A 23,356-nucleotide genomic window follows, 5' to 3' on the forward strand; every position below is an offset into this window, starting at 1 on the left:
TTCCGACATGGCAAAAGTTCGCTCAATGAACTTTTCTGACCGAAGCTACAGAGGTTTAGGAACCTCGATCCGCTTTGACTTCTCGCCCCAGCATCGGGTTTCGAACCCCTTCTTATCGAGGGCATGCGAACCAGTCTTCATGCGCAAACCAAGCTGACCGAATTTCTCCACGAGAAGTTCATGCCCCTCCCGCATCTTTTCCGTCCGGTCATCGTCGCCGTTTGCGAATGTGCTTTCGCCCGACAGTTCTTCGAGAACCATGTTCCACGAGGTCATGGTCGAGTAGCCAAGTGAAATGGCTTGTAGCACAAGATAGGTATCTTCACCGTGGCAACGGAAACTCGGATCGGGCAGCAAGAGTGGACGTCCGTCCTTCGCAAAGTTTCGGACAACGATCATGCTGCCTTTGAGGTCCGTGTTCTTTTTGAACACATGGTTGGCCGAGTACGGATTGCCGGGGCCATTGAGTTCCCCATTGAAGGGAGCCTTCCGCCCATAGATCGGGGCAAAAACATCAACGCCGTTGTAGGCATCTTTTCCGCTTGCCGCCATTTCCGCGAACAGCCGGTAGCTACTGTTATGGTTTTCAGCCTGCATCAGCACGGCGTCATCATCCATGATGATGCCCCAATCGAAATCGCTCGCATATAGTTGTCGGAGGCAATCGATGCGGTTCTCGATCAAGATGCGCGGACCAACACGGGTAACACTGCCGCCATGCCCGGAAAGTAGCCCCACCTCCTTGCTTGCGGCGATTTCTTCATCGGTCCAGTTCGATGCAATTACATTAACGGGAATATCCGTCATCCGCCTCCACCATTCGAGTTGCCACTCGAAATCGAATTTTCGATCGGCTCGGTGTCCGGTGGTATCCGGTAGATAGCTGGTGATGAAGGCGCCGAACGCCCGATTACTCGATGATGGAATCGGGGGGAAGTTCGTTTTCTTTCTGCGGTTCGCTTCGATCAGCTTATAGTCGCGGGAACGCGGCACGGGAGAGACTGGCGGTGAGGCAGAGGCAGCGGCGAAATCCTCGCAAACCTGCGTTCGTGCCATGGAGACGCCGAGCACCATCGGGGAGACATATTCGAAGTGGTCTCCGCCAACGAAGGTGTGATCGATGCAAAAGGCAGCGTCGGCTACCTCACCGTCCGCGATATGACCGGCCAAGTCTTCCCCATAGGCGGATGCGGTTTTCCAGAGAGCAGCGATATCCGCCAGCGAAAGCTCCATCTGCGGATCGATCGCAGCCGCCGGTGCGACAAAATCCAAGAACGGATAGCTCAGCCCGGAATAGCCTTGGGTGCTGGTGAAACCGGCTTCCAGCGCCGTTCCTGACGATAGCCATTGGAGGCGTTTGGGTGCCGGGTCGGCGGCAAGCTGCGCTGTGTTGGACTTCTTGAACAAGGCCGTCGCCATGTCGAGGTTGCTGGCCGAAGCCTTCATCCCCGTGCATGTCGCCTGAAAATGACGTGTTCGCTGTCCCAGCTTCGCGCCCTGCCGCAGCTTTTTGTCTACATAATTCGCAATCGGTCGAAGCGTCAGCCGCGCTTGCGATCTCGCATCGTCCACGAGAGAAATGTGTTGGTCGTCGTCCGATACTCGCCATTGGCAATCATGCTGGAAAAACTGCCGGAAGGTTTCGGCGTCGGAAAGCTCAAGAACGAGCTGGCCTTTGCCATCCAGTTCCGGGAGCGCATGAGCAAGCGTGACGGTGGCATTCGTGAAGCTATAGGCATCCGACAAGAAACGCAGTTTCGTGACCTGTGCATCGTCGGCCGCTTCGTTCCAGATAGCGATTAACTGGAGTTTACCGCTGTTGGACGGTTTGCATGTGCCAGCAATCAGATCGATTGCCCGGAACAGCGGATAAAGCGGACGATCGGCAAGCGGATGCTCGTCGGGATTCTTGTTTCCAGCGATTTCGAGCAGATACTTGTCGATGATTTTCTGGTCGTCCTCATCGCGAACGTGGACAAGGAAGGTCTGGCCACCCTCGGAAAACAGCAACGAACGGTGAAAGCCGTTAGCGAGCGTCACCCCCGGCAGCGCAGTCGTGACGATCCGCGATTGCTTCAATTCGGTGGCAATCATGTCGAGCCGCGAAGACCGAAGCTTTTGCGCCTTCGTGGCTGCTGGGCGAGCGAAGTGATTCACCGCCTCTTCATAGCGCCCGGAAATACCACCGCCTAACTCCAGCCAGTGGCTCAACGATTCCTTGACGTTAATATCCGAAGCAAGCCTCAGAACATTGCTGATCTCACTGCGCCAGCTTTTGCTACGATTTTTGGTGAATGCCAGTTCAATCAGAGCATTGTATGGGTTTTCCTTCGTGATCTTGTTCAATGCCTTGTCGTGATCACCAAGGAATTTCTCGAACGTCTGTATGTCATGGCGGATTTCTTCTCCGAACGCGAAAAGCTTCTCCAGGGCGACATAGAGCAGTGCCTGACCCTGCATGTCGTGGTTCTCGAATTGATGGGTTGCATCAAGAACGGTCAGAAACTGGTTCTCGTATTGCTCAAGCGCGGAAACGATTGATTCTTTTTTAACGGCTTTGCCCATTGGATGCTCGCAATGATTTCATCAATTGCCCGCAATCAAGCCGTGTATGTCTTAAAAAATTGCAGCGGATGAGCGGGACAGTGTTCTTAAGGTTATTCAATGCTTTCCACGAAATCCGCATACGCTGTCTACATGCCCGCCATCAGCTCGAACTTCGCGAAACTCGGCCATTCCCAGCATCTCAAGCGCAATTTCCCGTTTGCGGAAAGCGATCTGAATTTCCTCGATCCGACGAGCAAATTGTTCCACTACCCCTATGCGCTCTATAGCGCGGGACAGGCAGCGCGAACCGATGGAGCAGCTAAGCAACATGACATCGTAAGCCAAAGAGACCGTGATCGGACGACTGTTATCGGCGACAGCGGCGGGTTCCAAATACAGGAAGGCACGATCAGGTTTACCGGCGATGTGACATGCGAACGCATGTTGCGCTGGATGGAAGACCATTCAGATTATTCCATGTCGCTGGATTTTCCGACGGGAGGAATATCACCGGGTAATGTTGCACAGCACACCGCGCGCCTGAACGGACAAGGGCAAATCACCGCAATGAGCGCAGCCAATGGCCTATCGCTGGACTACAATGCCTGCCTCACGCAATCGGTGCTCAACCTTGACTACTTCGTCCAGAACCGCAATCCGGGGAAGACCAACCTGCTGAACGTCATCCAAGGGCGTACCGAGCGCGAGAGCAAGGTCTGGTATGATGCGGTAAAGGGCTACCCGCTGGAAGGGTGGGCTTTTGCAGGTGCGCATCAGAGTGCGTTCTCCATGGCGATGGCTCGCCTGCTCGATATGTATGATGATGGCCTGCTACAGAAAGCCAAATGGATACATTTCCTCGGCATTTCCACCCTTGAGCCAGCTTACCTCTTCACGACGATCCTTCGTTGCCTGCGCCGATACAACCCGGAAATGGGTGTCTCCTTCGATACATCCAGCCCGTTTTTCGCCGCTGCGCACTTCAACATGTACACGTCGTTCCGGTTCGACAAATATGGTTGCGGGTTCATTTCGTCTTCGTTTGCCCAACATGCGGACGTCAACGATAGCCGGACGCTCAACGAAATGGGCCGCGACCTCAGGAAAGAGATCGCCATAGCTCGAAATGGGGCTCCTGAATTGCGCTTCACGCCGCTTCCGGTCGCAACGGCCATCGGTTCAAAAGTGACTATCGCCGAAATTTGCGAGATGCAGAATAGCCGGTTGCGTGTCACCACAGACGGCGTCTGGATTTTGATGAACCACAACGTCGAGGTTTTCAAAAAAGCGTTCGAGGCTCTCAATCGTAGCTTCGATGAGAACCCGCTGGACGACGATATGCCGGTTCATGTGCGTGCGGCCAAGGTCGCTATCGAGAAGATTTTCGAGGCACGCGTCTTGAAAGGCGCGACTGCCGCAAGAGACTTGCTGCAGGAATGCACGGCTTTGTTGGATGTGTTCGCCGAGGTGAGGAACTGAGTGGGACGGTGCCAAGCGAATTCGGCACCATCTCAGAATTGTTCAGTTCTTTAAATTCAGTCCAACGCCCTTGCAGGAGAAGCGAGTATCGAACGCCTTGGTATAGTCGGTATCCGGCTTTAGCAACTTCACCTTTACCAGTTCGTCGGCAAGCCACTTGTAGCGTTCGGCAGTCAAGCAGCCGATGCCCTTGTCGAGCGCATCGCCACTATCCACGATCCCGTATCGCTTCATTTTGTCGATGGCGTATTCGATCTGGCCATCCGTCATCTCGGGGTTGGTCGCTTTGATCAGCGCGTTGGCGGCTGCGTTATCCCCGTACAGGTAGTTGTACCAGCCCTCGATTGAGGCATCGACAAACCGCTGCACGAGATCGGGATTGCTGTCGATGCGACTCTGTTGAACCGTAATCGTGGTTGCATAGGGCTTGTAGCCGCTGTCAGCGAGCAGGAAGATTTTCGGTTCGGTGCCGGTCTGCTTCCGTATCTCATAAGGTTCAGCGGTGATCAGGCCTTGCTGAGCGGAGTTCTTGCCGGCGAGAAACGGCGCAGGGCTGAAATTGTAAGGCCTGTACTGCTCATCACGGAAGCCGCCGAAATTGGCCTTCATCCATTCGAAATACGCGCCAAACCCGCCCTGCGTCATGAAAATTGTTTCGAGCTTGGCAAGATCTTCGAACTTTTCAACGCCGCTGTCGGAGTGGGCCAAAATAACCTGGGCGTTTTTCTGATAAAAGGCAGCAACATCGACCAGCGGAATACCTTGCTCGATGCCGACAAGCTGTTCCTGCTGGGTGCCCAGATAAAAGTCTAGCTTGCCGGTTAGGAGAAGGGCGCGGTTCTGTGCGCCGGGACCGCCCTGTTGGATTTCAACATCGAGGCCGTATTTGGCGTAGGTGCCGTCGGCGACGGCCTGATAGAAACCGCCATGATCAGCCTCGGCGAGCCAATCGGTGCCGAAACGGACTTTGTCGAGGGAATAGGCGGGCGAGGCAATGGAGATTGCGGAGATTGCCAGCGCGGCAACAATCGCTGCCTTGGCGGGTGAGATATGCGCGTTCATGGGAAATTCCTGATACGGAAAGATGCGGTAGTTAAACGCGGTGATTGTATTGGGTGGCTGTTGGTCAAACGTTAAGATCGGTGTCGGCGAACATCGGTTATTGCCCGGCGCTCGATCTCGTTGGCGAGCTTCTGCTGGAAATCTAGCAGCGCCGGGTAGTTGTCCAACCGCATTCGTTTCAGCCGCCATGAGATTCCGCAAAGCGTGGCAAGCCCCGGCTCTCGGTCGACAGCGATGAGATGCGAATAATAACGTGGGCTACGCCCAAGCCATATTCGCGAAAACTCCATCTGCGAACTGGTCAGCCCATCCGCCCGCAATGCCTCGTAGATGTCTTTGATTTTCATTCTGCTATCTCCTTGAAACAAATATTTATTTCCAAGAAGGCACGGCGCTAAAATGGTGCTGGATAAATAGCACGTTATTTCAGCAGGGGATTTTCAATGAAGACAAGGATGGAACAGCTACAGGCGGATATGATGACGAAGGGTGTCTTCACCCGTCACGAACGCCGCCAAATAAAATATCTGACAAAGGCCAACGAAGCTCAACGCCAATATGTGAAAGCGGCACTTCCGGCGAACCATCTGGTCCGACGCTGGATGGAAACCTGTGGCGAGGTCGATGATTACGGCAACATCGATTATTGCGGTGTCCCGCTTTGTCCGCGCTGCCATATGCGGGAACGCGCAGTGCAAACGGGAAAGGCCACCAAGAAGATATTCTGCGATGCGGCAAATGAGGAGCTTGCTTTCGCAACGATCCTGCTGCCGCCGCAACTGGACTTCACCGGCATGACCGATCTCGTAGAAAACGAGAAACGCCGTCTTCGCACTTTCATAGATCGGCAGCGCAAGAAGGATGCTCGTTGGGATGATTTTCAATTGCTGGGCTGGTGGGAAGTCGACCGCATGAGCTTTGGTGATTTCGAGACCTGTGGCCGCAACACACGACTGGCTTTGGATGCGCTGGGCTTTCCGCTAATGGAAGCCCCGGACAAAACAATCTGGCGTCCGCATCTTCATGCAATTGTCCGCAAGGGCGTATTGACCACGGAAGAAATCGCCAGCGCTTTACGCAAGGAAACCCACACGGCAAAATATCAGGTGGATATCCAGCCATTTCGCGCATATCGCAATGTCGGCGACAATATTCAGAATATCGTCCGCTATTGCCTGAAATTCCGCATCGAGTGCGACTACAAGCGGCCAGACGCTCAGGACTTCATTGAGGCAGAACAAGCCGATGAGGCAAATCCAACCGAACGAAATTGGTGGCCAGCCGAAGATATCCGCGCATATGTGGACTGGCTATGTCTGGAGCGATCCGGCTTTCAATCGCTCCGCGTTGTTATCGGGCAAGCCAAAGACAAATCGGCTAACGATGTTCAACGTGTCATGCCTTCGAACATTTCAATTGGTGAAGAGATTGAAGACGGTGAGAAATCGACAAATGCGATATCAGACCGTTCTAGTACTCGAAACCATATTGATGAAATGAAAGCTCATGCCGTTATATCGGATATGAGTGGGACTTTCGTTATTGAAGACAGACGTGTTGTTTCAAGAGGAAGTGTGGATGTTTTCGATGTGGGTAATGGCGTAACGCGTTGTTTGTATAATAATATTGTACAGGATACGAACTGGACAGATATCGGCATGAAGATGCCGCCATCAGCTGCGGAAACAGCGGAGCTTTTCACGGCCATGAATGCCGTCAGCAAGACATCCAGATGCGCAGGAAACGTTATAAGCCTTGCCGAGCGTCTGCGTAGTATCATGGCGTTGAAGCAAGCTGGTGGCGTTCCACGCGGAGATATGACGCAGCCGTAAAAAGTTTGCTCAACGAACTTTTTCGGTATCAGTCCAAAATGAGTAGTCCTCGTATATCGTGCGGCCCAGCAGCTTCGCCATTGCCGGGTTTTCTCTGCATGCCTGATCGAAGATGCTGCGAACAGCCTTCGATGTCGTTGGGGCTGCAAGCAGGGGTACGCTGCCAGTGAGAGGCAAACTGCAAAGCTCCGGTTCATCGACAATCCGGCCAGCTATCGCGGCAGCTTCCAGATACGCGCTAATCGGTAAGGTAGCCGAGAACGTCTCGTCGCGGACAAACTCGATGCCGAGCATCGGGCGCAACGCCATGATATCGGAAATCCACAGCGGCTGAAATACCGGTCCGCCATCGGTGAGATTATGCAGTGCATCGACGGCATGACCACAAACGCGGCTGCGGGTTAGCAGCATAACAGTACTGCCGTTGGGGTCATAGAGGCGGGCGACCGGCGGAAAGTTTCCATCCTGTCGCGTATGCCATTGAAAACGGCGCAGCAGGGTTTTCGGGAACATCTGCCGGTATCGTCCGGGCAGGTCCATTTCGTGGACGGTGACGTTTTTGCCCTCGGTCAGTGCAAACAGCATGATCGCCCGCCACGACAGCGCCGACAGATAGTTACGCTGATGCATTTCTCCGTCGATTTCATATCGCAGGTTCAGCGACGTACCTTTGCGCTTGATTTTATAGAGCTGTTCGGACCCCACTTGCAGGTCCGTCATAAAGAGCAAGGCCAGATCGGTTTGCAACTGCGTAGGCTGGTCTTGGTGATCGCTATCTGAATGGTCTCGCATCTGGTCTCCGCTCGATTTCGGCGGAAACAAATTTCCAGATGGTGCAAAGGGCGAGCGAAGAGTTGGGCAAAATTATCCGGCTGGATGAACGCGGGCACAAGGCAAAAAACCAACTTCCATGCCGTCTTGCGCCAACAATTTGCGAGACATAATGTTCCGAGCAACTGCCGCTATACTCAAGTTGGAAGAAAGCTCATGATCCCGGAAAGTTCAGGTGCGACACCTTTCGGCATATTCTTGTTGGCGGATGAATACCTTGCCGCTTCCCGAGCGTCGTTCGAAACAAGGCAGGCTTTGACATATGGGCCGACACGGTTGATGGCATATCATTCGTGCGAACTGTACCTGAAAACCTACATGCGGTCGCACGGAATGCTGATCGCAGATTTGCGCACATTCCAGCATGATCTCCCCGCGATGCTGGCCGCTGCAACCAAGATGGGATTGCGGCCGAAGAAAGGCATGCTGAAAGCTTTCAAAGTTCTCGAAGAAAACAACGACTATGTACGGGTGCGGTATTCCCTCAAGACGGATGCCGTCCGTGTCCACGCGCAAAACGCGATAGCCCTCGCGGAAAATGCAAGGGAGAGTGTCCGCATAGCACTCAACTTTGACGAATTTGGTAATCCCAGAGGCGAACTCTGGAACTGTCCTTTACCAGCAGATCACCCGGTATCAAGAGCGATGATTATTGCACCAGATGCGTAAGCGTTACTGAAATTGCGAACGCCAGAATAGCCGCCAGTGCGACGATCAGAACAAACGCTCCGCTGGATAAGCGGTCAATCCATGGCGCGCGTTTGAAATCTTCGACCAGAACTTTCAGCTTTGGTCTTGGATCACCCCATTTAATCCGTCTGAACTTATAGACGTTCTTTGCCATGACACTGAAGCTATGATGGATGCTTTAAATCCCGTTTAACAGGCAGGGCAATTTCGTGTTGCCAGCCATATCGTCCAGAAGCACAGAAGCGTCAAGCAATGCGGACAAGAGCAAAAACGCAGTGTGGCAGTGGGGAACACCACCCGCGCGTCCGCGACGCTCTTTGACAGCGCTCCTGTATCGCAGGAACGCACGAAGGACATGGGATCATTTGATCCCATGTCCTTCGGATGCTTACCCGGTAAAAAAACCGCGCTGTTTATGCGGACTTGCGCAGCATCTTGCCGCGTTCGACGGCGGCGGCAGTCAATTGCGCGTCAAGCTCGCCAGCCCGGACAGCTTCAACGAGCGTGTCGATGACCTTCGGCAGCGCCGAAAGCTCGCCGATCTCAACAGCGTTCTTGTCCTTGGCGAATTCGATGGTCTTGCCCGCATAACGCAGGGCGAAAAACACCTTTCCGTTGCCGTCGGTGAACCAACCCTGACGCAGGCGCTTGGCTGCTTCGACCTCGACACGGACACCTTCGGCGTTCTTCTTGCGCACGATATGCGTGGGTGTGAAAGCCTGACCGGCGATCTTCGCCTCGGCCATCTGCTTCTGCTCGGCCAGTGCGGTAATCATCTTTTCCCGCGCCCGCTGTACGGGATCGACTGCTGCGCGAACCGGAACTGCGGAGGTGAGCTTGAGAGCCTTGAGGTGAGACATGCTGTGATCCTTTCCGAAACCGTTGAACGTGTTTCCGGGATACAGCCGTCGGCCAAAAGGTCGAGCGAAGAGTTGCGGCCTCGCCGTTCGCCCCCCCAAGCCTTATTCCAAATCGTCCTGGCGGATGGTAAGCAACTGAGGATCTGGCCATAGCGCACGCCGTTTTGGTAGCTGTATGGAGGATCCATGAAGACGCACACTGTGGTAACGGTCAGCTTCTGAGTAGCGGCTTTCCAACTCATCAGGATCAGAAAAATTGACAACATATTCGGGTGTCACATTTATCCACCCGTTGTCGTAGAGCTTGTGATGGGTTGAACACAGCGACAGACCATTCCGCGGGTCTATTCTGAGATGAGGCTGGGCAGAAGCCCAACGGACGATGTGCGCGGCCTCCAATCCTTCCGGGAAAGTCAGACCACACATACAGCACTTCCAGTCGTAGGCATTCAAAACTGCTCGCCTAAACACGCGCTGCCTGTTTCCCCTCGATAAAATCTTGGCGTATTTCTCTGAGGCGACGGTCGGGTCAAGTGCGAGTTCTTCCGCAATGCCTTCCAGCTCCGCAATGTTTAGATCAGAGAATGGATTATCGACGGAACTCCAGTCAAAGGCAAAAACCTCATCTAAATCGGCATCATGGCCCGGCCTCCCCAGATAGCCAGCACCCTGAAGGCCTGTACTTTTTGAAAGTACCAAGGCGGTCAGCCGTGGAAGACCTTCCTTTATGCAGTAGTCTTGAATCGGTTCGAGCACATACCGTAGCGGGCGATGGTGTATGCCGATGGAGCGAGCCGCGTCACCGTAGGTAGTCGTCGTTTTGTTCTTAGCCAACACGACAAGCACCGGCCAAAGTCGGCCAGCGCGTTCTTCATGGTCAACGTTGGGATTGCTCAATTCAAACTCCTCCTGCCGGGCGACCGACGGCGCATTCGTGCAACAAGCTTAGAAGTTGCGAAGGCCATATGCCATGCGCTTAAACGCAACCTTGATAATTTCGTGATGTTGGAGAATGCCACGTTAAAGAGCATTGGATATTCGAAAGGCTCACGCCGCTACTGCAGGATCGCGGTTCGGCCATGGTCCTGACGTTGCGAGCGTCGAGGATTAGCGAAACAGTTGCAAGATATTCTCGGCATTGCTGTTCGCAATCTGCAAGGATTGGATGGCAAGCTGTTCCTGCGTTTGCAATGCCTTGAGGCGGGTCGAGGCTTCGTCCATGTCGGCATCCACCAGCCGACCAATGCCCTTGTCGATGCTGTCCATGAGTGTCTGTGTGAAACTCTCCTGCATGTCGATGCGGGTTTTGACCGCTCCAAGCGTCGATGCGCCGGAGATGACTTTTTGCAGCATAGCATCGACGCCCGACAGGTAGTTGTCGAGGTCATTGGCTGGATCAGTGATATCCACATCGAGAATGTCGAAATTCGGTGCAGGACCGATGTTGTCGATGATGCCTGCAACGACCAGCGTGGATTGAGAGCCCATCTTGGGATAGAGCGCCGGATCGACATCGAAGACGACGTTGCCCGCGCCGGCAGAAACCTTCAGCCCCATACCGTCCACGACTGCATTCAAGACAGCGGCAAGGTCAGACGCCGAGTTGATCCAGCCATCGGACGTTCCGAGTGTTGCGTCTACAAGGTCGCGATCGATGGTGACGGAGTGCCATTCGTCGTTATTGACCATGAAATCGAAGCTGAACGTCACGTCGCGATAAACTTGAAACGCGGTGGTGAAAGTGAATTGGTCGGAACCATAACCGCCTGGTAAATCGAGTGCAGGCGGCAACATCAAACCGCCTGCGTCGCCGCCGGTCGTATCGACAACGTTGCTGATCGAAACGCTGGAACCAAGATTCCCGGTATTCTCACTGGTAATGATTTCTACCTGCGTTGGGGGAAGGCCCGGTACAGTCGCGATGGCCTTGTCGGAGATACCTGCTTCAAAGAAGGCCTGCGCAAGAACCGTTGTATATTCATGGGGGTCATTGATAACACCGTCCGTCGTAAGCAGCGCTACATCAATGGTCGATTTGCTGATGGTGACAGTATAGGTCTCGCCTGCGGACAGGGCACTTGCATCGAGCGTGAGGTCGAACTTTATTGTGTCCGTACCAGTCAGCGTGAGTGCCCCGGTCCAATCCCATGTCTGCGAACCGCGAGAACCCGGCGAATTCAGATCGGAGTTGCGAAACCCGCCGATGTCGCCGAGTGAACGCGGGTCCGCTTGCAAGGCACCGCCGCCACCCACATTGAAAAGGCTGATATCCGCGAGTTCGATTTCCGTCGTACCGACACGCACGGAGCCGTCAGCGGATCGGATGAAAGACGATGTGATGCTGGTCGGCAGCGAGGACAATTCCCACAGGTTCTGCGTTGCATCGGTATTGAGCCAGTTGACGCCGTTGAAGCTCGCCGAAGTCGCGATGGACACGAACTGTTCCTTGAACTGGTCAAGCTCGGTCTGGATTTTCGCCTTGTCTACGCCGTCTTCCTTGGCGGCGACGAGCTTTGCCCGGAACTCGCTGAGAACATCTACGGTCGCATCGAGACCTGCATAGGCGACATCGACTTTCGCGGCACCAAGGCCCAACGCGTCAGCCACGGCGGAAATCGCCATATTGTCGGAACGCATAGTTGTCGAGATCGACCAGTATGCGGCATTGTCGGCAGCGATTTGCACCCGAAGTCCTGAACTCACCTGTCGTTGTGTCTCGGCCATGTTCGAGCCGATCATACGCAGGGTTTTCAGCGCGGCCATTGCCGCCGTATTCGTCAAGATGCTGGTCATGTTAACCGCTCGCCCATGCGCTGGCCTACAGTCCGCGTTGACGGTCTGCATGAAGGAGCCAGCAATAAAAGGGACACTTCTGACGGTTAACCACGGAGGGTGCCCGCCATCATGGCGAGACCGATGCCCGAAGAACGAGAGGACTCGATAGCTTTGAGCTGCTCGATAGGAATCGAGCACTTTTCGTTAACACTATTGCAACAGAGTAAGTTAACGGAAGGTTAATGGCGACGATGCGGTAGGACTGTTGAAGCTCAAGAACTGCGGGATGACGCTCGCGATCATGTCGAACTCCGGCTCGAAGCCAACGACAAGCTCTGCAAATCTCCTCTCCATTTCGTCGGTGCTGCGAATATCATTCACGGCAATCTTATTTTTCCACAAGAACCGTGAATAGAGACGTCCCTTGTCAGAGGCGCCAGCCGGGAATTGAATTCGTTCCAAGCCGTTCCCGGATGCTGCGACCTTAATTGCTTCGATAATCCCCTTACGGACCTTGTGATTTGAAACGGGGCCGACTTCGGCATTCAGCGTGAGGTGACCCGTGGTTCCGTCATCGCTGGTCCGTATCTCGACCCAGACAATTAGCGGATAACCTGCCCACCAATTTTCACAGCCGAGCCATGCGTCCTTGGTCTTATCCAGTTCCTCGTGCCAGCGTGCAGGTAGAAAGCTCACGAGGTTCTTCGCACGGCTTGAATATTTGAATTCACGGTTGCCGATCCTGACTATTTTTCCTTGCTCGGGATTGTCACCAAACAGGCGATGGACTGCGGGTTCAAAACCCAAGCCGGCCCTCGGTTCCCTGATGAGATCCAGTACGTTTCTTTGATCCCGATAAAGCTGACGGGCCAGATTCTCTGTTTCAGAGCGTCTTTTGCTCATGTCCGTAACGCAGCCTCCCGTCAGGCGTTTCTGCTTCCGTCAGCCGAATTTGCGTACCGGCAAGTGTTTTTGCACTCGGCGGAAAATTTATCTCTTGTTAACCGAGTGGGCTACAGTAATCTCAATGTAACCAGCGGCGATTTGTGCCGCTTCTTCTCTACCTATTCCCGCAAGCCGCAGCTTTACACCGACTTAGCCGTTTACACCCCACTCGCCTCGCGCTCGAACCTCATCGCCTCTGGTGTTAGCGGTCTGACGCAAAGGAGGCGGTCATGGACGATTTTCCCGGCAACCAACATTCATCGGGTCCGGTGCGGGCCTATTCCTATGTGCGTATGAGCACCCGTAAGCAACTTCGCGGCGATAGCTTGCGTCGGCAGCTTGAGCGGTCGAAAGCCTTTGCGGACGAACACTCTCTGCTTCTGGACGATAGCTTGCAGGACTTGGGTGTCAGTGCGTGGAAGGGCAGGAACTTCAAGACCGGCGCGCTCGGGCGGTTTCTGTCCATGGTCGAAAGCGGCGAAATCCCTAAGGGCAGCTATCTGTTGATCGAAAGTCTCGATCGGCTGTCGCGGGAGGCCGTGCCGGATGCGCTGACGTTGTTCATGGCGATCATCAATGCGGGTATCGTCATTGCGACGCTGGGTGAAGATCGGCAAATCTACAGCCGCGACAGACTCAACGGGGATTGGACCAAGCTGATTATCGGACTTGCGGTGATGTCGCGCGGCCACGAGGAGAGCCAGACGAAGAGCGAGCGCATCAAGGCGGTTGCCAAGCGAAAACGGGAACAGGCGCGAGAGGGAAAAGGCCACATCACAGGCATTGTGCCCGCATGGATCGACGCGACACGAATCCATGCGAGCCGCTACGCCTTCACGCTGAACCATCACGCGGAAACGGTGAGGGCAATCTACGAGATGGCAACGCGCGGTCTCGGCGCTACGGTGATCGCACGCAAGCTCAACGCGGACGGGGTTCCGGCCTTCAAGAGCAAGGACGGTTGGTATCAGAGCATCATCAAGGCGCTGCTTTCTCGGCATGATGTCATCGGCACATTCCAGCCGCATCGCATGGAGGACCGCAAGCGAGTACCGGATGGCGATGCAATTGAGAACTATTTCCCCGCCGCCATCGACAAGGACTTGTTCCTGCGCGTGCAGGCGATGCGCAGCAATCCCGGCAGACCGGGCCGCAAAGGCGAAGCGTTCGCTAATCTCTTCACCGGCCTGTGCCATTGCGCCCACTGCGGCGGGCCGATGACAATGAAGCTCAGCCGTGTGAAGGGCAATGAGAACGGGCGCTATCTCGTATGCGCCAACTATGTGCGAGGACATCGCTGCATAGAGGGCAAACGGCATTTCCGGTACGAGCCGTTGGAGGCAGTCATCCTCGATCACGTCAAGGAGATCAATCTGGCGGAAACGCTGCAAGAGGCGCGGTTCGACACCGTTCTTGATGTAATCGATGAGACCATTGCCGCGCTGACGCTGCAACTGGACGGGCTGCGCAAAAAAGAACAGCGGCTCGCGTTAGCCATCGAGGACGACAGTCTGCCGCCGGACGCCATTATTGATCTGCTCAAGGCGAGGCAGAGCGAACGCCTAGCCGTCGAGGCCGAGCTACGGCACCAGCAGACAGAACGCCAGCGTCACACAATCCGGCACGACAACTCTGCCAACATGGGCGACCGCATTGCAAAGCTGCGAGTGGCGTGGGAACAAGCGGAAGAAGCCACGCGCTACGAACTGCGCTCAGAGGCCCACGCCGCGATACGGGAGCTTATCACCGAAATCAGTTTTGACAGCACCAGTTATTCGGCGGTGGTGGTCACAGAAAACGGCGTGTCCGCCTACAGGATAGAAGACGGAATAATTAGCGGGCTATTCCGGGCATTTGCGGCGTGAACATCTGAACATCGGTGGCGTCCGCATGCAAAAAAGTTCGTTCGAACGAACTTCAACTACTATCCTACGTCCAATCCAAAAGAACGACGATCTATTTTGGCCCTCTCGAAAAATGCTGTAATACAATAGTTGTACAACCACGCTCATTCACTATATTTATTAGTAAATACTCAAAGAAAAAGCCGGCGGAAGGCCGGCTTTTTGCTGATTTATTGTTGCTATGCCTCACGCGGCAGAGCGGGCATTCGCGATAATGCCGACAAGATCATTGACGATACGCTCCACCTTCGCGCTATCGTCGCCTTCCGCCATCACGCGGATCAGCGGTTCGGTGCCGGAAGGGCGGATGACGAGGCGGCCATTATCGGCAAGCGCACTTTCCGCATCCGCAATTGCCTGCTGCACGACCGGGTTTTCCAGCGGTTTGCCACCGGAGATACGGACATTCTTCAAAAGCTGCGGCACGGGCTCGAACTTGCGACAAACCTCGCTCACCGTGCGGCCGGAGCGCTTGACCTTGGCGAGAACCTGCAATGCCGCAACAAGCCCATCCCCCGTCGTGCCGTAATCCGACAGCACGATATGGCCGGACTGCTCACCGCCAACATTGAAATTGTGGTTGCGCATGTGTTCGACCACATAGCGGTCGCCCACCTTGGTGCGGGCAAGGGTGAGGCCCTTGTCGCCAAGAAACCGCTCAAGACCGAGATTGGACATGACAGTTGCGACGATGCCACCGCCGCGGAGCGTGTTGTCTTCGGCCCAGCTATCGGCGATGACGGCCATCAGCTGGTCGCCATCGACGATCTCACCGCGTTCATCAACGATGATGACGCGGTCCGCATCACCATCCAGCGCAATGCCGATATCGGCCCGCACCTCGTGGACCTTTTTCTGAAGGGCTTCCGGGTGCGTGGAACCGCATTCGAGGTTAATGTTGATGCCGTTCGGCTCGTTGCCGATGGTGACGACCTCCGCGCCGAGTTCCCAGAGAGCCGCGGGCGCCACCTTATAAGCCGCGCCATTGGCGCAGTCGATGGCGATTCGCAGGCCGCTCAATGTCACGTCGCGCGGAAGGGTGCGCTTTACGAACTCGATATAACGATAGATGTCGCCATCGACGCGCTTCGCCCGGCCGATTTCGGCAGGTTTCGCCAGTTGGGCGTAGATATCCTTGTCGAGGAGGTCTTCAATCTCCAGCTCCAGCTCATCGGAAAGCTTGTAACCGTCAGGCCCGAAAAGCTTGATGCCGTTGTCGGAGAAGGGATTGTGCGAGGCCGAGATCATCACGCCGATATCGGCGCGCAGCGAGCGGGTCAGCATGGCGACGGCCGGCGTCGGGATCGGGCCGAGCAGGAAGACATCGAGACCGGCGGCGGTGAAGCCGGCAACCAGGGCGTTTTCCAGCATATAGCCGGAAAGGCGCGTATCCTTGCCGATGACCACGCGATGGCGATGATGGCCACGGCGGAAAATCGTCCCGACGGCAATGCCAACCCGCATCGCCAGATCAGGCGTCATGGGGAAGACGTTCGATTGTCCGCGGATACCATCGGTTCCGAAATAACGGCGTGCCATTTTAACTCCAAATCTTTTCCAGCATTCCGGCATAAGCTGAAAACAGCCGGAAGCGTTTTTGGCTAGATGCCACAAACCACGATAAACAGCACGTAAATTACCGCAAAAATGGCTTATATCTTGTTACCAAAATGAAAAGGCCACCCGGAACCCCGGATGGCCTTTTACAATTTCTAACAGACGCGGTCGATCAATGCGGCTGCGGCTCCATGCCGCCTTCGGCTTCACCGTCGCCCTTTGCTTCACCGTCACCCTTCGCTTCACTAGGGCCGTCCTTCTTGGTGCCGGCCTTCGGCACTGCGGAACCACGGCTGCCCGGAGAATCGTCGCCCAGATCGCGGGCGGGCTTCTCACCCTTCAGCAAGGCCTTGATCTCGTCACCCGTCAGGGTTTCGTATTCAAGCAGACCCTCGGCAATCGCAACGAAACCATCGTGATTTTCCGTCAGAATGCGGCGAGCCTCGGCATAAGCCTCGTCGATCAGGCGGCGAACTTCCGTGTCGATCGTCTGGGCTGTGGCTTCGGAGACGTTCTTCGACTGCGAAACGGAATGGCCGAGGAACACTTCCTGCTGGTTTTCACCATAGGAGACCTGGCCGAGCGCATCGGAAAAGCCCCATTGCGTCACCATGGCACGGGCAAGCTTGGTTGCCTGCTCGATATCCGAAGACGCGCCCGAGGTAATGTTTTCCTTACCGAAGGTCAGTTCTTCGGCAACGCGGCCACCCATCATGATCACGAGGCGCGACACCATCCACTTGTAGCTCATGGAATAGCGGTCGCCTTCCGGCAGCTGCATCACCATGCCAAGTGCGCGGCCGCGCGGGATGATCGTCGCCTTGTGCAACGGATCGGCCACGGCAACCTTCAGAGCGGTGATGGCATGACCGGCTTCGTGATAGGCAGTCAGCTTCTTTTCGGCCTCGGTCATGGCGGAAGAGCGGCGCTCCGCACCCATCATGATCTTGTCCTTGGCGTCTTCGAATTCCTGCATGGTGACCACGCGCTTGTTGCGGCGGGCGGCCATGAGGGCGGCTTCGTTGACGAGGTTCATCAGGTCCGCACCCGAGAAACCGGGGGTACCGCGAGCCAGAACCTTGAGATCGACATTCGGCGCGAGCGGCACGTTGCGGATATGCACCTTGAGGATGCGTTCGCGGCCAACGATATCAGGGTTCGGCACGACAACCTGACGGTCGAAACGGCCGGGACGCAGAAGTGCCGGGTCAAGAACGTCAGGTCGGTTGGTGGCGGCGATGAGAATGATGCCCTCATTCGCCTCGAAACCGTCCATCTCGACCAGCAGCTGGTTCAGCGTCTGTTCGCGCTCGTCGTTACCGCCGCCGAGGCCGGCGCCACGATGACGGCCGACGGCGTCGATTTCATCGATGAAGATGATGCAAGGCGCATTCTTCTTCGCCTGCTCGAACATGTCACGCACACGGCTGGCACCGACGCCAACGAACATTTCCACGAAATCCGAACCGGAAATCGTGAAGAACGGCACATTGGCTTCACCTGCGACGGAGCGGGCCAGAAGTGTCTTACCGGTGCCCGGAGGACCAACAAGCAGAACGCCGCGCGGAATCTTGCCGCCGAGGCGCTGGAACTTCTGCGGGTCACGCAGGAATTCCACGATTTCCTCAAGATCCTGCTTGGCTTCATCCACGCCGGCAACGTCGTCAAACGTCACGCGGCCATGGGCTTCCGTCAGGAGCTTGGCCTTGGACTTGCCGAAGCCCATCGCACCGCGCGAACCACCCTGCATCTGCCGCATGAAGAACAGCCAGACGCCAAGAATGAGAAACATCGGCAGAAGCGTGCCGAGATAGCTCAGGAAGCCCGAGGAGCCATCGCTTTCCGGGCGCGCCACAATGGTCACGTTCTTGCTCTGCAAGCGCTCCATCAGGCTATCGTCGATGACGGGGGAATAGGTCTGAAAGGCCGTGCCGTTTTCGGTATAGGTTCCAAGAACCCGGTTACCGGTGACGGTCACGTCGCGAACTCGCCCGGAATCCACGTCGCGGAGAAACTGGGAATACGGAATCTCCCGTGAACCCGTTTGCGTCGGCGACGTCTGGAACATGCTGAACAGCGCGATCAGCAAGAGGGCGATCACGGCCCACAAGGCGAAATTTCTGAAATTTGGGTTCATCGAACTCCCCGAACTCACACGGGCACAACTACTGCCCGCTATTACGTGCCCTTAACATAAGGACGACATCTGCCCTTGCCAAGGCAAAGCGCATTATCTGATGCGTTTTGGTGTAAAAACTGTTCCAAGGCAATTCACGAAAATGAGGCCCGATTTAAACCGGGGGCTGTGGATATGCCGGCCGTCCGAACAAAACGGCGATCGTATTTGCCAACTCAAGGTCGAAGCGCGGCAGAAAAAGATCGAAGGGCGCCAGCCTTGGCGTCACATCGACCGTCAACTCCCCGACCGTTTGCCCCGCTTCCGCTGCGGCGATTTGCGGAAGGCCCGATAGCGCCAATCTGGTCACTCCCGGCGGCACCGATGGAAAACCCGCTCCAGTACCAGCCTCCTCCGCGCTGACCCGGACAGGGAAAGGCGACCGGTTTTCCACGATGAAGCGATCATCCCACAGGCCCTTCTGATATGCCTCAAGACGAAGCTCCGGCAGATTTCGTTGCTCGCGGAAGATATATAGCCCATCCCGTCGGCGATCGAGCAGGACACGACCGACTGTCATACGTCCGTAATTGCCGGTTTTGAGGAAGCAAAGAACGCGCTCCATGCTGCCCGCGGCCGGCAGATAGGGCCGCCCGCCGAGACTTGCTATCAGCACTGCCAGCCCGTGCCGGAAATCCGCCCGATCAGGCGACACGCCGTCCGGCTGCAATTTCGCGAGCGCACCAGAAAAGACCTCGGCGTGTGCGCGCAGGAAAACTGCCGTTTTTTCAGAGGATATACGCCTTTTTTCCGCCTCTCCCCCATCGGCCGGAAGCGGAACATCAGGCAAGGCCTGCCGCATGCGAACACGCTCATATCGTGGATTTTCATTGCTTGGATCGTCGAGCCAGCGCCGCGAACGGGACGACACGTAATCGCGGATCGCCTGCCTTTCACACCTCAGGAATGGTCGCATGATCCAATGGCGCCGAGCGTATAAAACCGCGTCCGCCATGCCGGAAAGGCCGAGATTGTCCTCGCCGCTGTTGCGGGCAGCGCGCATCGCGACGGTTTCCCGCTGATCGCCGGCCGTGTGACCCGTCACCACGAGATCGGCATCGAACGCGACCGCTGCTTCCGCGATAAGCCGGTAGCGGGCGAGACGGGACGCTTCCGAAATGCCGGAGACCGGCTTTAAACCTTCCCACCGGCGTGTGACGTGTGGAATGCCCAGCTCGGCGCAAAGTGTCGCAACCTTGCGGGCCTCATCGGCGGATTCCACTCGCAGAGCGTGATCCACTGTAACGGCAGAAAGCCGAAGCAGATCGCGCCCCTTCTCGGACATCACCTCATGCAATGCCAGCAACAGCCCGGTGGAATCGCTGCCGCCGGAGATTGCGACGAGAATATGCGCAGGTTCGCGGAATTTTTCGACAAAGGACCGTGCGGCCGCAAGCGGCGCAATTGGCTGTTCATTCGGAATGCGGGCATCAACGGGCATGGAAAGACCGCCGCGATGGCAGGGAAGAGATCAGCAGCTCAGCCGCTTCTGTTCACTGGCGACTTTGTTCAGCACGGTCTTCGAGGCATTGGGGTAACGCTTCGGCACCTCGCGCAGCGTGGCGCAGGCCGTTTCGGTATTATCGAGAGCGGCAAGGGACATGCCAAGCTTCATCAGCATTTCCGGAGCCTTCGGAGACTTGCCATAGGCCTGGTGACCGTTAAGAAAGGTCTTCGCGGCTTCGTTGAACTTGCCCTGGGAATATTGCGCTTCACCCAGCCAGAAGCTCGCATCCGCGGCTTTCGTGCCCTTGGGGTAACCCTGCAGATATTGCTGGAAGCCCTGTTCCGCCAGCTTGTAATCACCGGAAAGGACATGACCGTAAGCGGCCTGGTAGATATCGCCTTCGCTGGTCAGCGCCGCTGTATTGACGGGATCGGTCTTGCGCGTGCTGCTGCCTGTCGTCACGCCGGGAAGGCTGCCGGAAGAATTGTTGGCGCCTGAATTGAGCGTGCCGCCAATAGGCATCCCCTTGGAATCAAGTTCGATCGAACCGAGCGTGGTCTCACCCGGCGCGCCTGTCGGAGCACTGGAGGGAGCGGACGGTGAAACGGAAGCGCCACCCTCGGGTGGCGTTTCGATGATCGTTGCAACGTCGTCGGTCGGGGGCGTCGCCGGACTCACCGGACTTGCCTCCGCCTTCTTTTTCGGCGTTGCTGCAGGACTTCCGCCCTTTCCGCTTTCCAGTTCCTGGAAGCGGAACTCATTGTCTTCCTGCGCCTTGCGGATCGTTTCCTGCATCTGCAAAAGCTGGAAGCTCATTTCCTCGATACGGCCGTTGAGTTGCCGGATCTGTTCTTCAAGCTGCTGAACCCGATAGGCTTCATTGGCCTGAACCCGGACGACCGGGAGCTGCTGCTGAGAATTGATCGTGCCGAAGCTACCCCCCGCACCGAACAGCGGACCCGAAACGGCTGTGCCGCTCAAGCCGGTGCAGGCTGCAAGCCCCAGCATTCCCGCCACGACAAGTTTCTTCATCTCATTCGTCCTGCCTTAACTGATTTGCACCGGAATAGTGCAAGCCGGATTTTTTCCATATCGACCGAAAAAGCAACTTAACTTCGGCCAAACTATGAAAAAAACAAAAGGCGGCCCGAAGACCGCCCTTTATTTACGTTCACAAAAACGTCAGGCGATTACATGCCTGCGCCGCCGAGAACCGTGACCGCGCGACGGTTCTGCGACCAGCAGGAAATGTCGTCGCAAACCGCGACCGGGCGTTCCTTGCCGTAGGAGATCGTCTTCATGCGGCTTGCCGGAACACCCTGAGAGGCCAGGAAGTCACGGGTTGCTGCCGCACGGCGGGCGCCGAGTGCCAGGTTGTATTCACGCGTGCCGCGCTCGTCGGCATGGCCTTCGACCGTGATGGCGTAGTTCGGGTAACGGGCAAGCCACTGTGCCTGGCGCTGCAGGGTCTGCTGGGCGTCGGCGCGGATCGAGGTGGAGTCCGTGTCGAAGAAGATGCGGTCGCCGACATTGACCGTGAAGTCCTGCTGGGAGCCCGGCGTTGCAGAGCCTGCGCCACCAAGGCCGAGTTCACCGGCGCTGTTCGGCATGTTCTTCTTGTTCGCGCAGCCTGCAAGAGCAAGCGCGAGCGTCATGGCGATGACAGCCGGGTTACGGGCCAGTTTCTGCATCGGGCTGAGTGCCGAAATATGTGTACGGCTCATCGCCGGTCTCTCCTTAGGATTTCAATAACGTTGCCGGACACTAACTGATCGCGGTTAATAGCCGGCAAACGCTTATGGTTAACAGAAAGGAAATGTCCCAGTTTTTTGCTCCCTCACAACACTTTGCGGCAAGAAAGAGGCACATTTCCCTGTGGTATGCGTAAAACATCACGGCACCGGTTTAAGCCGGCGCCGTGATGGCAGTCATATCAGTCCAGAAGCGGCGACCAGGCCGGGTCTGAAGCGAAGGTCGGTGTCTTGATGAGCTGTTCATTGTAGCCCGTCAGGTCGATCGAATAGAGCTGCGGACCGCCCGCACCCGCGTTCTGGCGGAAGAACATCAGTACGCGGCCATTCGGTGCCCAGGTTGGCCCTTCATTGTGGAAGCCGCTGGTCAGGATGCGCTCGCCCGAACCATCCGTCTTCATCACACCGATCGAGAACTTGCCGCCAGACTGCTTAGTGAAGGCGATCAAATCGCCGCGCGGAGACCAGACCGGCGTGGAATAGGAACCATCGCCGAAGGAGATGCGCTGCTGTCCGGAACCGTCGGCATTCATGACGTAGATCTGCTGGCGGCCGCCACGGTCACTTTCAAAGGCAACACGCTGACCGTCAGGCGAATAGGACGGGGCCGTATCGATCGCCGACGTGTTGGTCAGGCGTGTCGTGGTACGAGAGCGCAGATCCATGGTGTAGATATTGGCGTTGCCATCCTGCTGAAGGCTCATGATCACCTTCTGCCCGTCAGGCGAAAAGCGCGGCGAGAACGTCATGCCTGGGAAGTTGCCGACGACTTCACGCTGTCCGGTTTCCAGCTGCAGCAGATAAACGCGTGGCTGCTGGCCTTCAAAGGACATGTAGGTGACTTCCTGGCGGCTCGGCGAAAAACGCGGTGTCAGGACGATGTCGTTCGAGTTGGTCAGGTTGCGGACGTTGAAACCGTCCTGGTCCATGATCGACAGCTGCCGCTTGCGGGCCGTCTTCGGGCCGCTCTCGGAAACAAAAACGACGCGGGTATCGAAATAGCCCTTTTCACCGGTGACGCGCTCGTAGATGGCATCCGCGATGATGTGAGCGACACGGCGCCAGTTTTCAGGCTGGGTGAAGAACTGCTGGCCCGTCATCTGCTGATTGGCGAAGGTATCCCACAGGCGGAATTCGGCGCGCAGGCGGCCGTCGCTTTCGCGCGTCACGCGACCGGTAACGAGCGCCTGCGCGTTGATGACCTTCCAGTCTTCGAAACGCGGCTGCTGATCCGGATTGCTGATCTTTTCGATGAAGGCGTTCTTGTTGACCGGCGCAAAGAGACCGGACCGCTGCAAGTCGGCGGCGATGACCGCGGAGACCTGCGCGCCGATGCCGTCGCTCGACATGAAGTCGGTGATGGCAATCGGCAGCGGCTCGACATTACCCTTGTTGATATTGATTTCCACCCGTGCAAAAGCCGGTGCGGAGAAAACCGACATGAGGGCCGCGACAGCGAGCACCAGCCGGATCGGCGAAAATATCTTCATGTTGCCAGGC

At 56.3% G+C, this 23,356-nt stretch carries 19 protein-coding genes; 4 read left to right on the forward strand and 15 right to left on the reverse strand.

Annotated features, from left to right (window positions below):
• Window positions 1–45 precede the first annotated feature (45 nt).
• Complete coding sequence (locus tag DOU54_RS24865) at window positions 46–2,565, reverse strand: hypothetical protein (protein WP_113732005.1); 2,520 nt, start codon at window positions 2,563–2,565, stop codon at window positions 46–48.
• Between the two features lie 99 nt (window positions 2,566–2,664).
• Here DOU54_RS24865 and DOU54_RS24870 point away from each other — a divergent pair, with 99 nt between their 5' ends.
• A complete protein-coding gene (locus DOU54_RS24870; RefSeq protein ID WP_113732006.1) occupies window positions 2,665–4,026 on the forward strand; it encodes a hypothetical protein in 1,362 nt (453 codons plus the stop codon).
• Window positions 4,027–4,068: 42 nt separating this feature from the next.
• Here the strand turns inward: DOU54_RS24870 and DOU54_RS24875 are convergent, their stop codons facing one another.
• Window positions 4,069–5,088 (reverse strand): ABC transporter substrate-binding protein, encoded by a 1,020-nt coding sequence (locus DOU54_RS24875; RefSeq protein WP_113732007.1) that lies wholly within the window; start codon window positions 5,086–5,088, stop codon window positions 4,069–4,071.
• Window positions 5,089–5,159: 71 nt separating this feature from the next.
• Complete coding sequence (locus tag DOU54_RS24880; RefSeq protein WP_113732008.1) at window positions 5,160–5,435, reverse strand: DUF6626 family protein; 276 nt, start codon at window positions 5,433–5,435, stop codon at window positions 5,160–5,162.
• A 108-nt stretch (window positions 5,436–5,543) separates the two neighbouring features.
• Here DOU54_RS24880 and DOU54_RS24885 point away from each other — a divergent pair, with 108 nt between their 5' ends.
• A complete protein-coding gene (locus DOU54_RS24885; RefSeq protein WP_113732009.1) occupies window positions 5,544–6,920 on the forward strand; it encodes a hypothetical protein in 1,377 nt (458 codons plus the stop codon).
• 9 nt (window positions 6,921–6,929) lie between these two features.
• Here DOU54_RS24885 and DOU54_RS24890 read toward each other — a convergent pair whose 3' ends face one another.
• The gene (locus DOU54_RS24890) at window positions 6,930–7,712 is read right to left on the reverse strand and encodes a DUF2958 domain-containing protein (protein WP_113732010.1); all 783 of its coding nucleotides are present in this window, start codon (window positions 7,710–7,712) and stop codon (window positions 6,930–6,932) included.
• Between the two features lie 195 nt (window positions 7,713–7,907).
• Here DOU54_RS24890 and DOU54_RS24895 point away from each other — a divergent pair, with 195 nt between their 5' ends.
• The gene (locus DOU54_RS24895) at window positions 7,908–8,420 is read left to right on the forward strand and encodes a HEPN domain-containing protein (RefSeq protein ID WP_113732011.1); all 513 of its coding nucleotides are present in this window, start codon (window positions 7,908–7,910) and stop codon (window positions 8,418–8,420) included.
• Here the strand turns inward: DOU54_RS24895 and DOU54_RS27225 are convergent.
• The 5 genes from DOU54_RS27225 to DOU54_RS24915 form a co-directional block, all read right to left on the reverse strand.
• Window positions 8,401–8,595 carry a hypothetical protein gene (locus tag DOU54_RS27225; protein ID WP_146617401.1) on the reverse strand — a complete coding sequence of 65 codons (195 nt, stop codon included), beginning with the start codon at window positions 8,593–8,595 and terminating at the stop codon, window positions 8,401–8,403. The genes DOU54_RS24895 and DOU54_RS27225 overlap by 20 nt on opposite strands.
• Window positions 8,596–8,854: 259 nt before the next feature.
• Window positions 8,855–9,301: a hypothetical protein gene (locus tag DOU54_RS24900; protein ID WP_113732012.1), complete on the reverse strand. Its 447-nt coding sequence runs from the start codon at window positions 9,299–9,301 to the stop codon at window positions 8,855–8,857.
• Window positions 9,302–9,403: 102 nt separating this feature from the next.
• Entirely contained in the window at window positions 9,404–10,198 is a 795-nt protein-coding gene (locus DOU54_RS24905) for an HNH endonuclease (RefSeq protein WP_113732013.1), read from the reverse strand.
• A 210-nt stretch (window positions 10,199–10,408) separates the two neighbouring features.
• Entirely contained in the window at window positions 10,409–12,094 is a 1,686-nt protein-coding gene (locus tag DOU54_RS24910; protein WP_113732014.1) for a flagellin N-terminal helical domain-containing protein, read from the reverse strand.
• Window positions 12,095–12,304: 210 nt separating this feature from the next.
• The gene (locus tag DOU54_RS24915) at window positions 12,305–12,979 is read right to left on the reverse strand and encodes a hypothetical protein (RefSeq protein ID WP_113732015.1); all 675 of its coding nucleotides are present in this window, start codon (window positions 12,977–12,979) and stop codon (window positions 12,305–12,307) included.
• Window positions 12,980–13,251: 272 nt separating this feature from the next.
• Between DOU54_RS24915 and DOU54_RS24920 the strand changes: the two genes are divergently transcribed.
• A complete protein-coding gene (locus DOU54_RS24920; protein WP_113732016.1) occupies window positions 13,252–14,886 on the forward strand; it encodes a recombinase family protein in 1,635 nt (544 codons plus the stop codon).
• Window positions 14,887–15,111: 225 nt separating this feature from the next.
• On the opposite strand, the gene glmM is transcribed toward DOU54_RS24920, so the two are convergent.
• From glmM to tolB, 6 genes are all read right to left on the reverse strand, one after another.
• Window positions 15,112–16,464 carry a phosphoglucosamine mutase gene (glmM, locus tag DOU54_RS24925; RefSeq protein WP_004445721.1) on the reverse strand — a complete coding sequence of 451 codons (1,353 nt, stop codon included), beginning with the start codon at window positions 16,462–16,464 and terminating at the stop codon, window positions 15,112–15,114.
• 190 nt (window positions 16,465–16,654) lie between these two features.
• Entirely contained in the window at window positions 16,655–18,619 is a 1,965-nt protein-coding gene (gene ftsH, locus DOU54_RS24930) for an ATP-dependent zinc metalloprotease FtsH (protein ID WP_110758059.1), read from the reverse strand.
• Window positions 18,620–18,773: 154 nt separating this feature from the next.
• Window positions 18,774–20,099, reverse strand: a complete 1,326-nt coding sequence (gene tilS / locus DOU54_RS24935; protein ID WP_113732017.1) for a tRNA lysidine(34) synthetase TilS — start codon at window positions 20,097–20,099, stop codon at window positions 18,774–18,776.
• A gap of 30 nt (window positions 20,100–20,129) precedes the next feature.
• On the reverse strand, window positions 20,130–21,137 hold the full coding sequence (ybgF, locus tag DOU54_RS24940; protein ID WP_193603457.1) for a tol-pal system protein YbgF: 1,008 nt from the start codon (window positions 21,135–21,137) through the stop codon (window positions 20,130–20,132).
• A gap of 158 nt (window positions 21,138–21,295) precedes the next feature.
• Window positions 21,296–21,829: a peptidoglycan-associated lipoprotein Pal gene (pal, locus tag DOU54_RS24945; protein ID WP_004445728.1), complete on the reverse strand. Its 534-nt coding sequence runs from the start codon at window positions 21,827–21,829 to the stop codon at window positions 21,296–21,298.
• A 209-nt stretch (window positions 21,830–22,038) separates the two neighbouring features.
• The gene (gene tolB, locus DOU54_RS24950) at window positions 22,039–23,346 is read right to left on the reverse strand and encodes a Tol-Pal system beta propeller repeat protein TolB (RefSeq protein WP_004445729.1); all 1,308 of its coding nucleotides are present in this window, start codon (window positions 23,344–23,346) and stop codon (window positions 22,039–22,041) included.
• Window positions 23,347–23,356 lie beyond the last annotated feature (10 nt).

Origin of the sequence: Agrobacterium sp. MS2, from assembly GCF_003261015.1 — a bacterium.
GTDB classification, from domain to species: Bacteria; Pseudomonadota; Alphaproteobacteria; order Rhizobiales; family Rhizobiaceae; genus Agrobacterium; species Agrobacterium pusense.

What these genes read in the sequence shown, in the direction of transcription:
- DOU54_RS24865 (WP_113732005.1), bottom strand. Translation starts at nt 2,565, where the DNA reads ATGGGCAAAGCCGTTAAAAAAGAATCAATCGTTTCCGCGCTTGAGCAA.
- DOU54_RS24870 (WP_113732006.1), top strand. Translation starts at nt 2,665, where the DNA reads ATGCTTTCCACGAAATCCGCATACGCTGTCTACATGCCCGCCATCAGC.
- DOU54_RS24875 (WP_113732007.1), bottom strand. Translation starts at nt 5,088, where the DNA reads ATGAACGCGCATATCTCACCCGCCAAGGCAGCGATTGTTGCCGCGCTG.
- DOU54_RS24880 (WP_113732008.1), bottom strand. Translation starts at nt 5,435, where the DNA reads ATGAAAATCAAAGACATCTACGAGGCATTGCGGGCGGATGGGCTGACC.
- DOU54_RS24885 (WP_113732009.1), top strand. Translation starts at nt 5,544, where the DNA reads ATGGAACAGCTACAGGCGGATATGATGACGAAGGGTGTCTTCACCCGT.
- DOU54_RS24890 (WP_113732010.1), bottom strand. Translation starts at nt 7,712, where the DNA reads ATGCGAGACCATTCAGATAGCGATCACCAAGACCAGCCTACGCAGTTG.
- DOU54_RS24895 (WP_113732011.1), top strand. Translation starts at nt 7,908, where the DNA reads ATGATCCCGGAAAGTTCAGGTGCGACACCTTTCGGCATATTCTTGTTG.
- DOU54_RS27225 (WP_146617401.1), bottom strand. Translation starts at nt 8,595, where the DNA reads ATGGCAAAGAACGTCTATAAGTTCAGACGGATTAAATGGGGTGATCCA.
- DOU54_RS24900 (WP_113732012.1), bottom strand. Translation starts at nt 9,301, where the DNA reads ATGTCTCACCTCAAGGCTCTCAAGCTCACCTCCGCAGTTCCGGTTCGC.
- DOU54_RS24910 (WP_113732014.1), bottom strand. Translation starts at nt 12,094, where the DNA reads ATGACCAGCATCTTGACGAATACGGCGGCAATGGCCGCGCTGAAAACC.
- DOU54_RS24915 (WP_113732015.1), bottom strand. Translation starts at nt 12,979, where the DNA reads ATGAGCAAAAGACGCTCTGAAACAGAGAATCTGGCCCGTCAGCTTTAT.
- DOU54_RS24920 (WP_113732016.1), top strand. Translation starts at nt 13,252, where the DNA reads ATGGACGATTTTCCCGGCAACCAACATTCATCGGGTCCGGTGCGGGCC.
- glmM (WP_004445721.1), bottom strand. Translation starts at nt 16,464, where the DNA reads ATGGCACGCCGTTATTTCGGAACCGATGGTATCCGCGGACAATCGAAC.
- ftsH (WP_110758059.1), bottom strand. Translation starts at nt 18,619, where the DNA reads ATGAACCCAAATTTCAGAAATTTCGCCTTGTGGGCCGTGATCGCCCTC.
- tilS (WP_113732017.1), bottom strand. Translation starts at nt 20,099, where the DNA reads ATGCCCGTTGATGCCCGCATTCCGAATGAACAGCCAATTGCGCCGCTT.
- ybgF (WP_193603457.1), bottom strand. Translation starts at nt 21,137, where the DNA reads ATGAAGAAACTTGTCGTGGCGGGAATGCTGGGGCTTGCAGCCTGCACC.
- pal (WP_004445728.1), bottom strand. Translation starts at nt 21,829, where the DNA reads ATGAGCCGTACACATATTTCGGCACTCAGCCCGATGCAGAAACTGGCC.
- tolB (WP_004445729.1), bottom strand. Translation starts at nt 23,346, where the DNA reads ATGAAGATATTTTCGCCGATCCGGCTGGTGCTCGCTGTCGCGGCCCTC.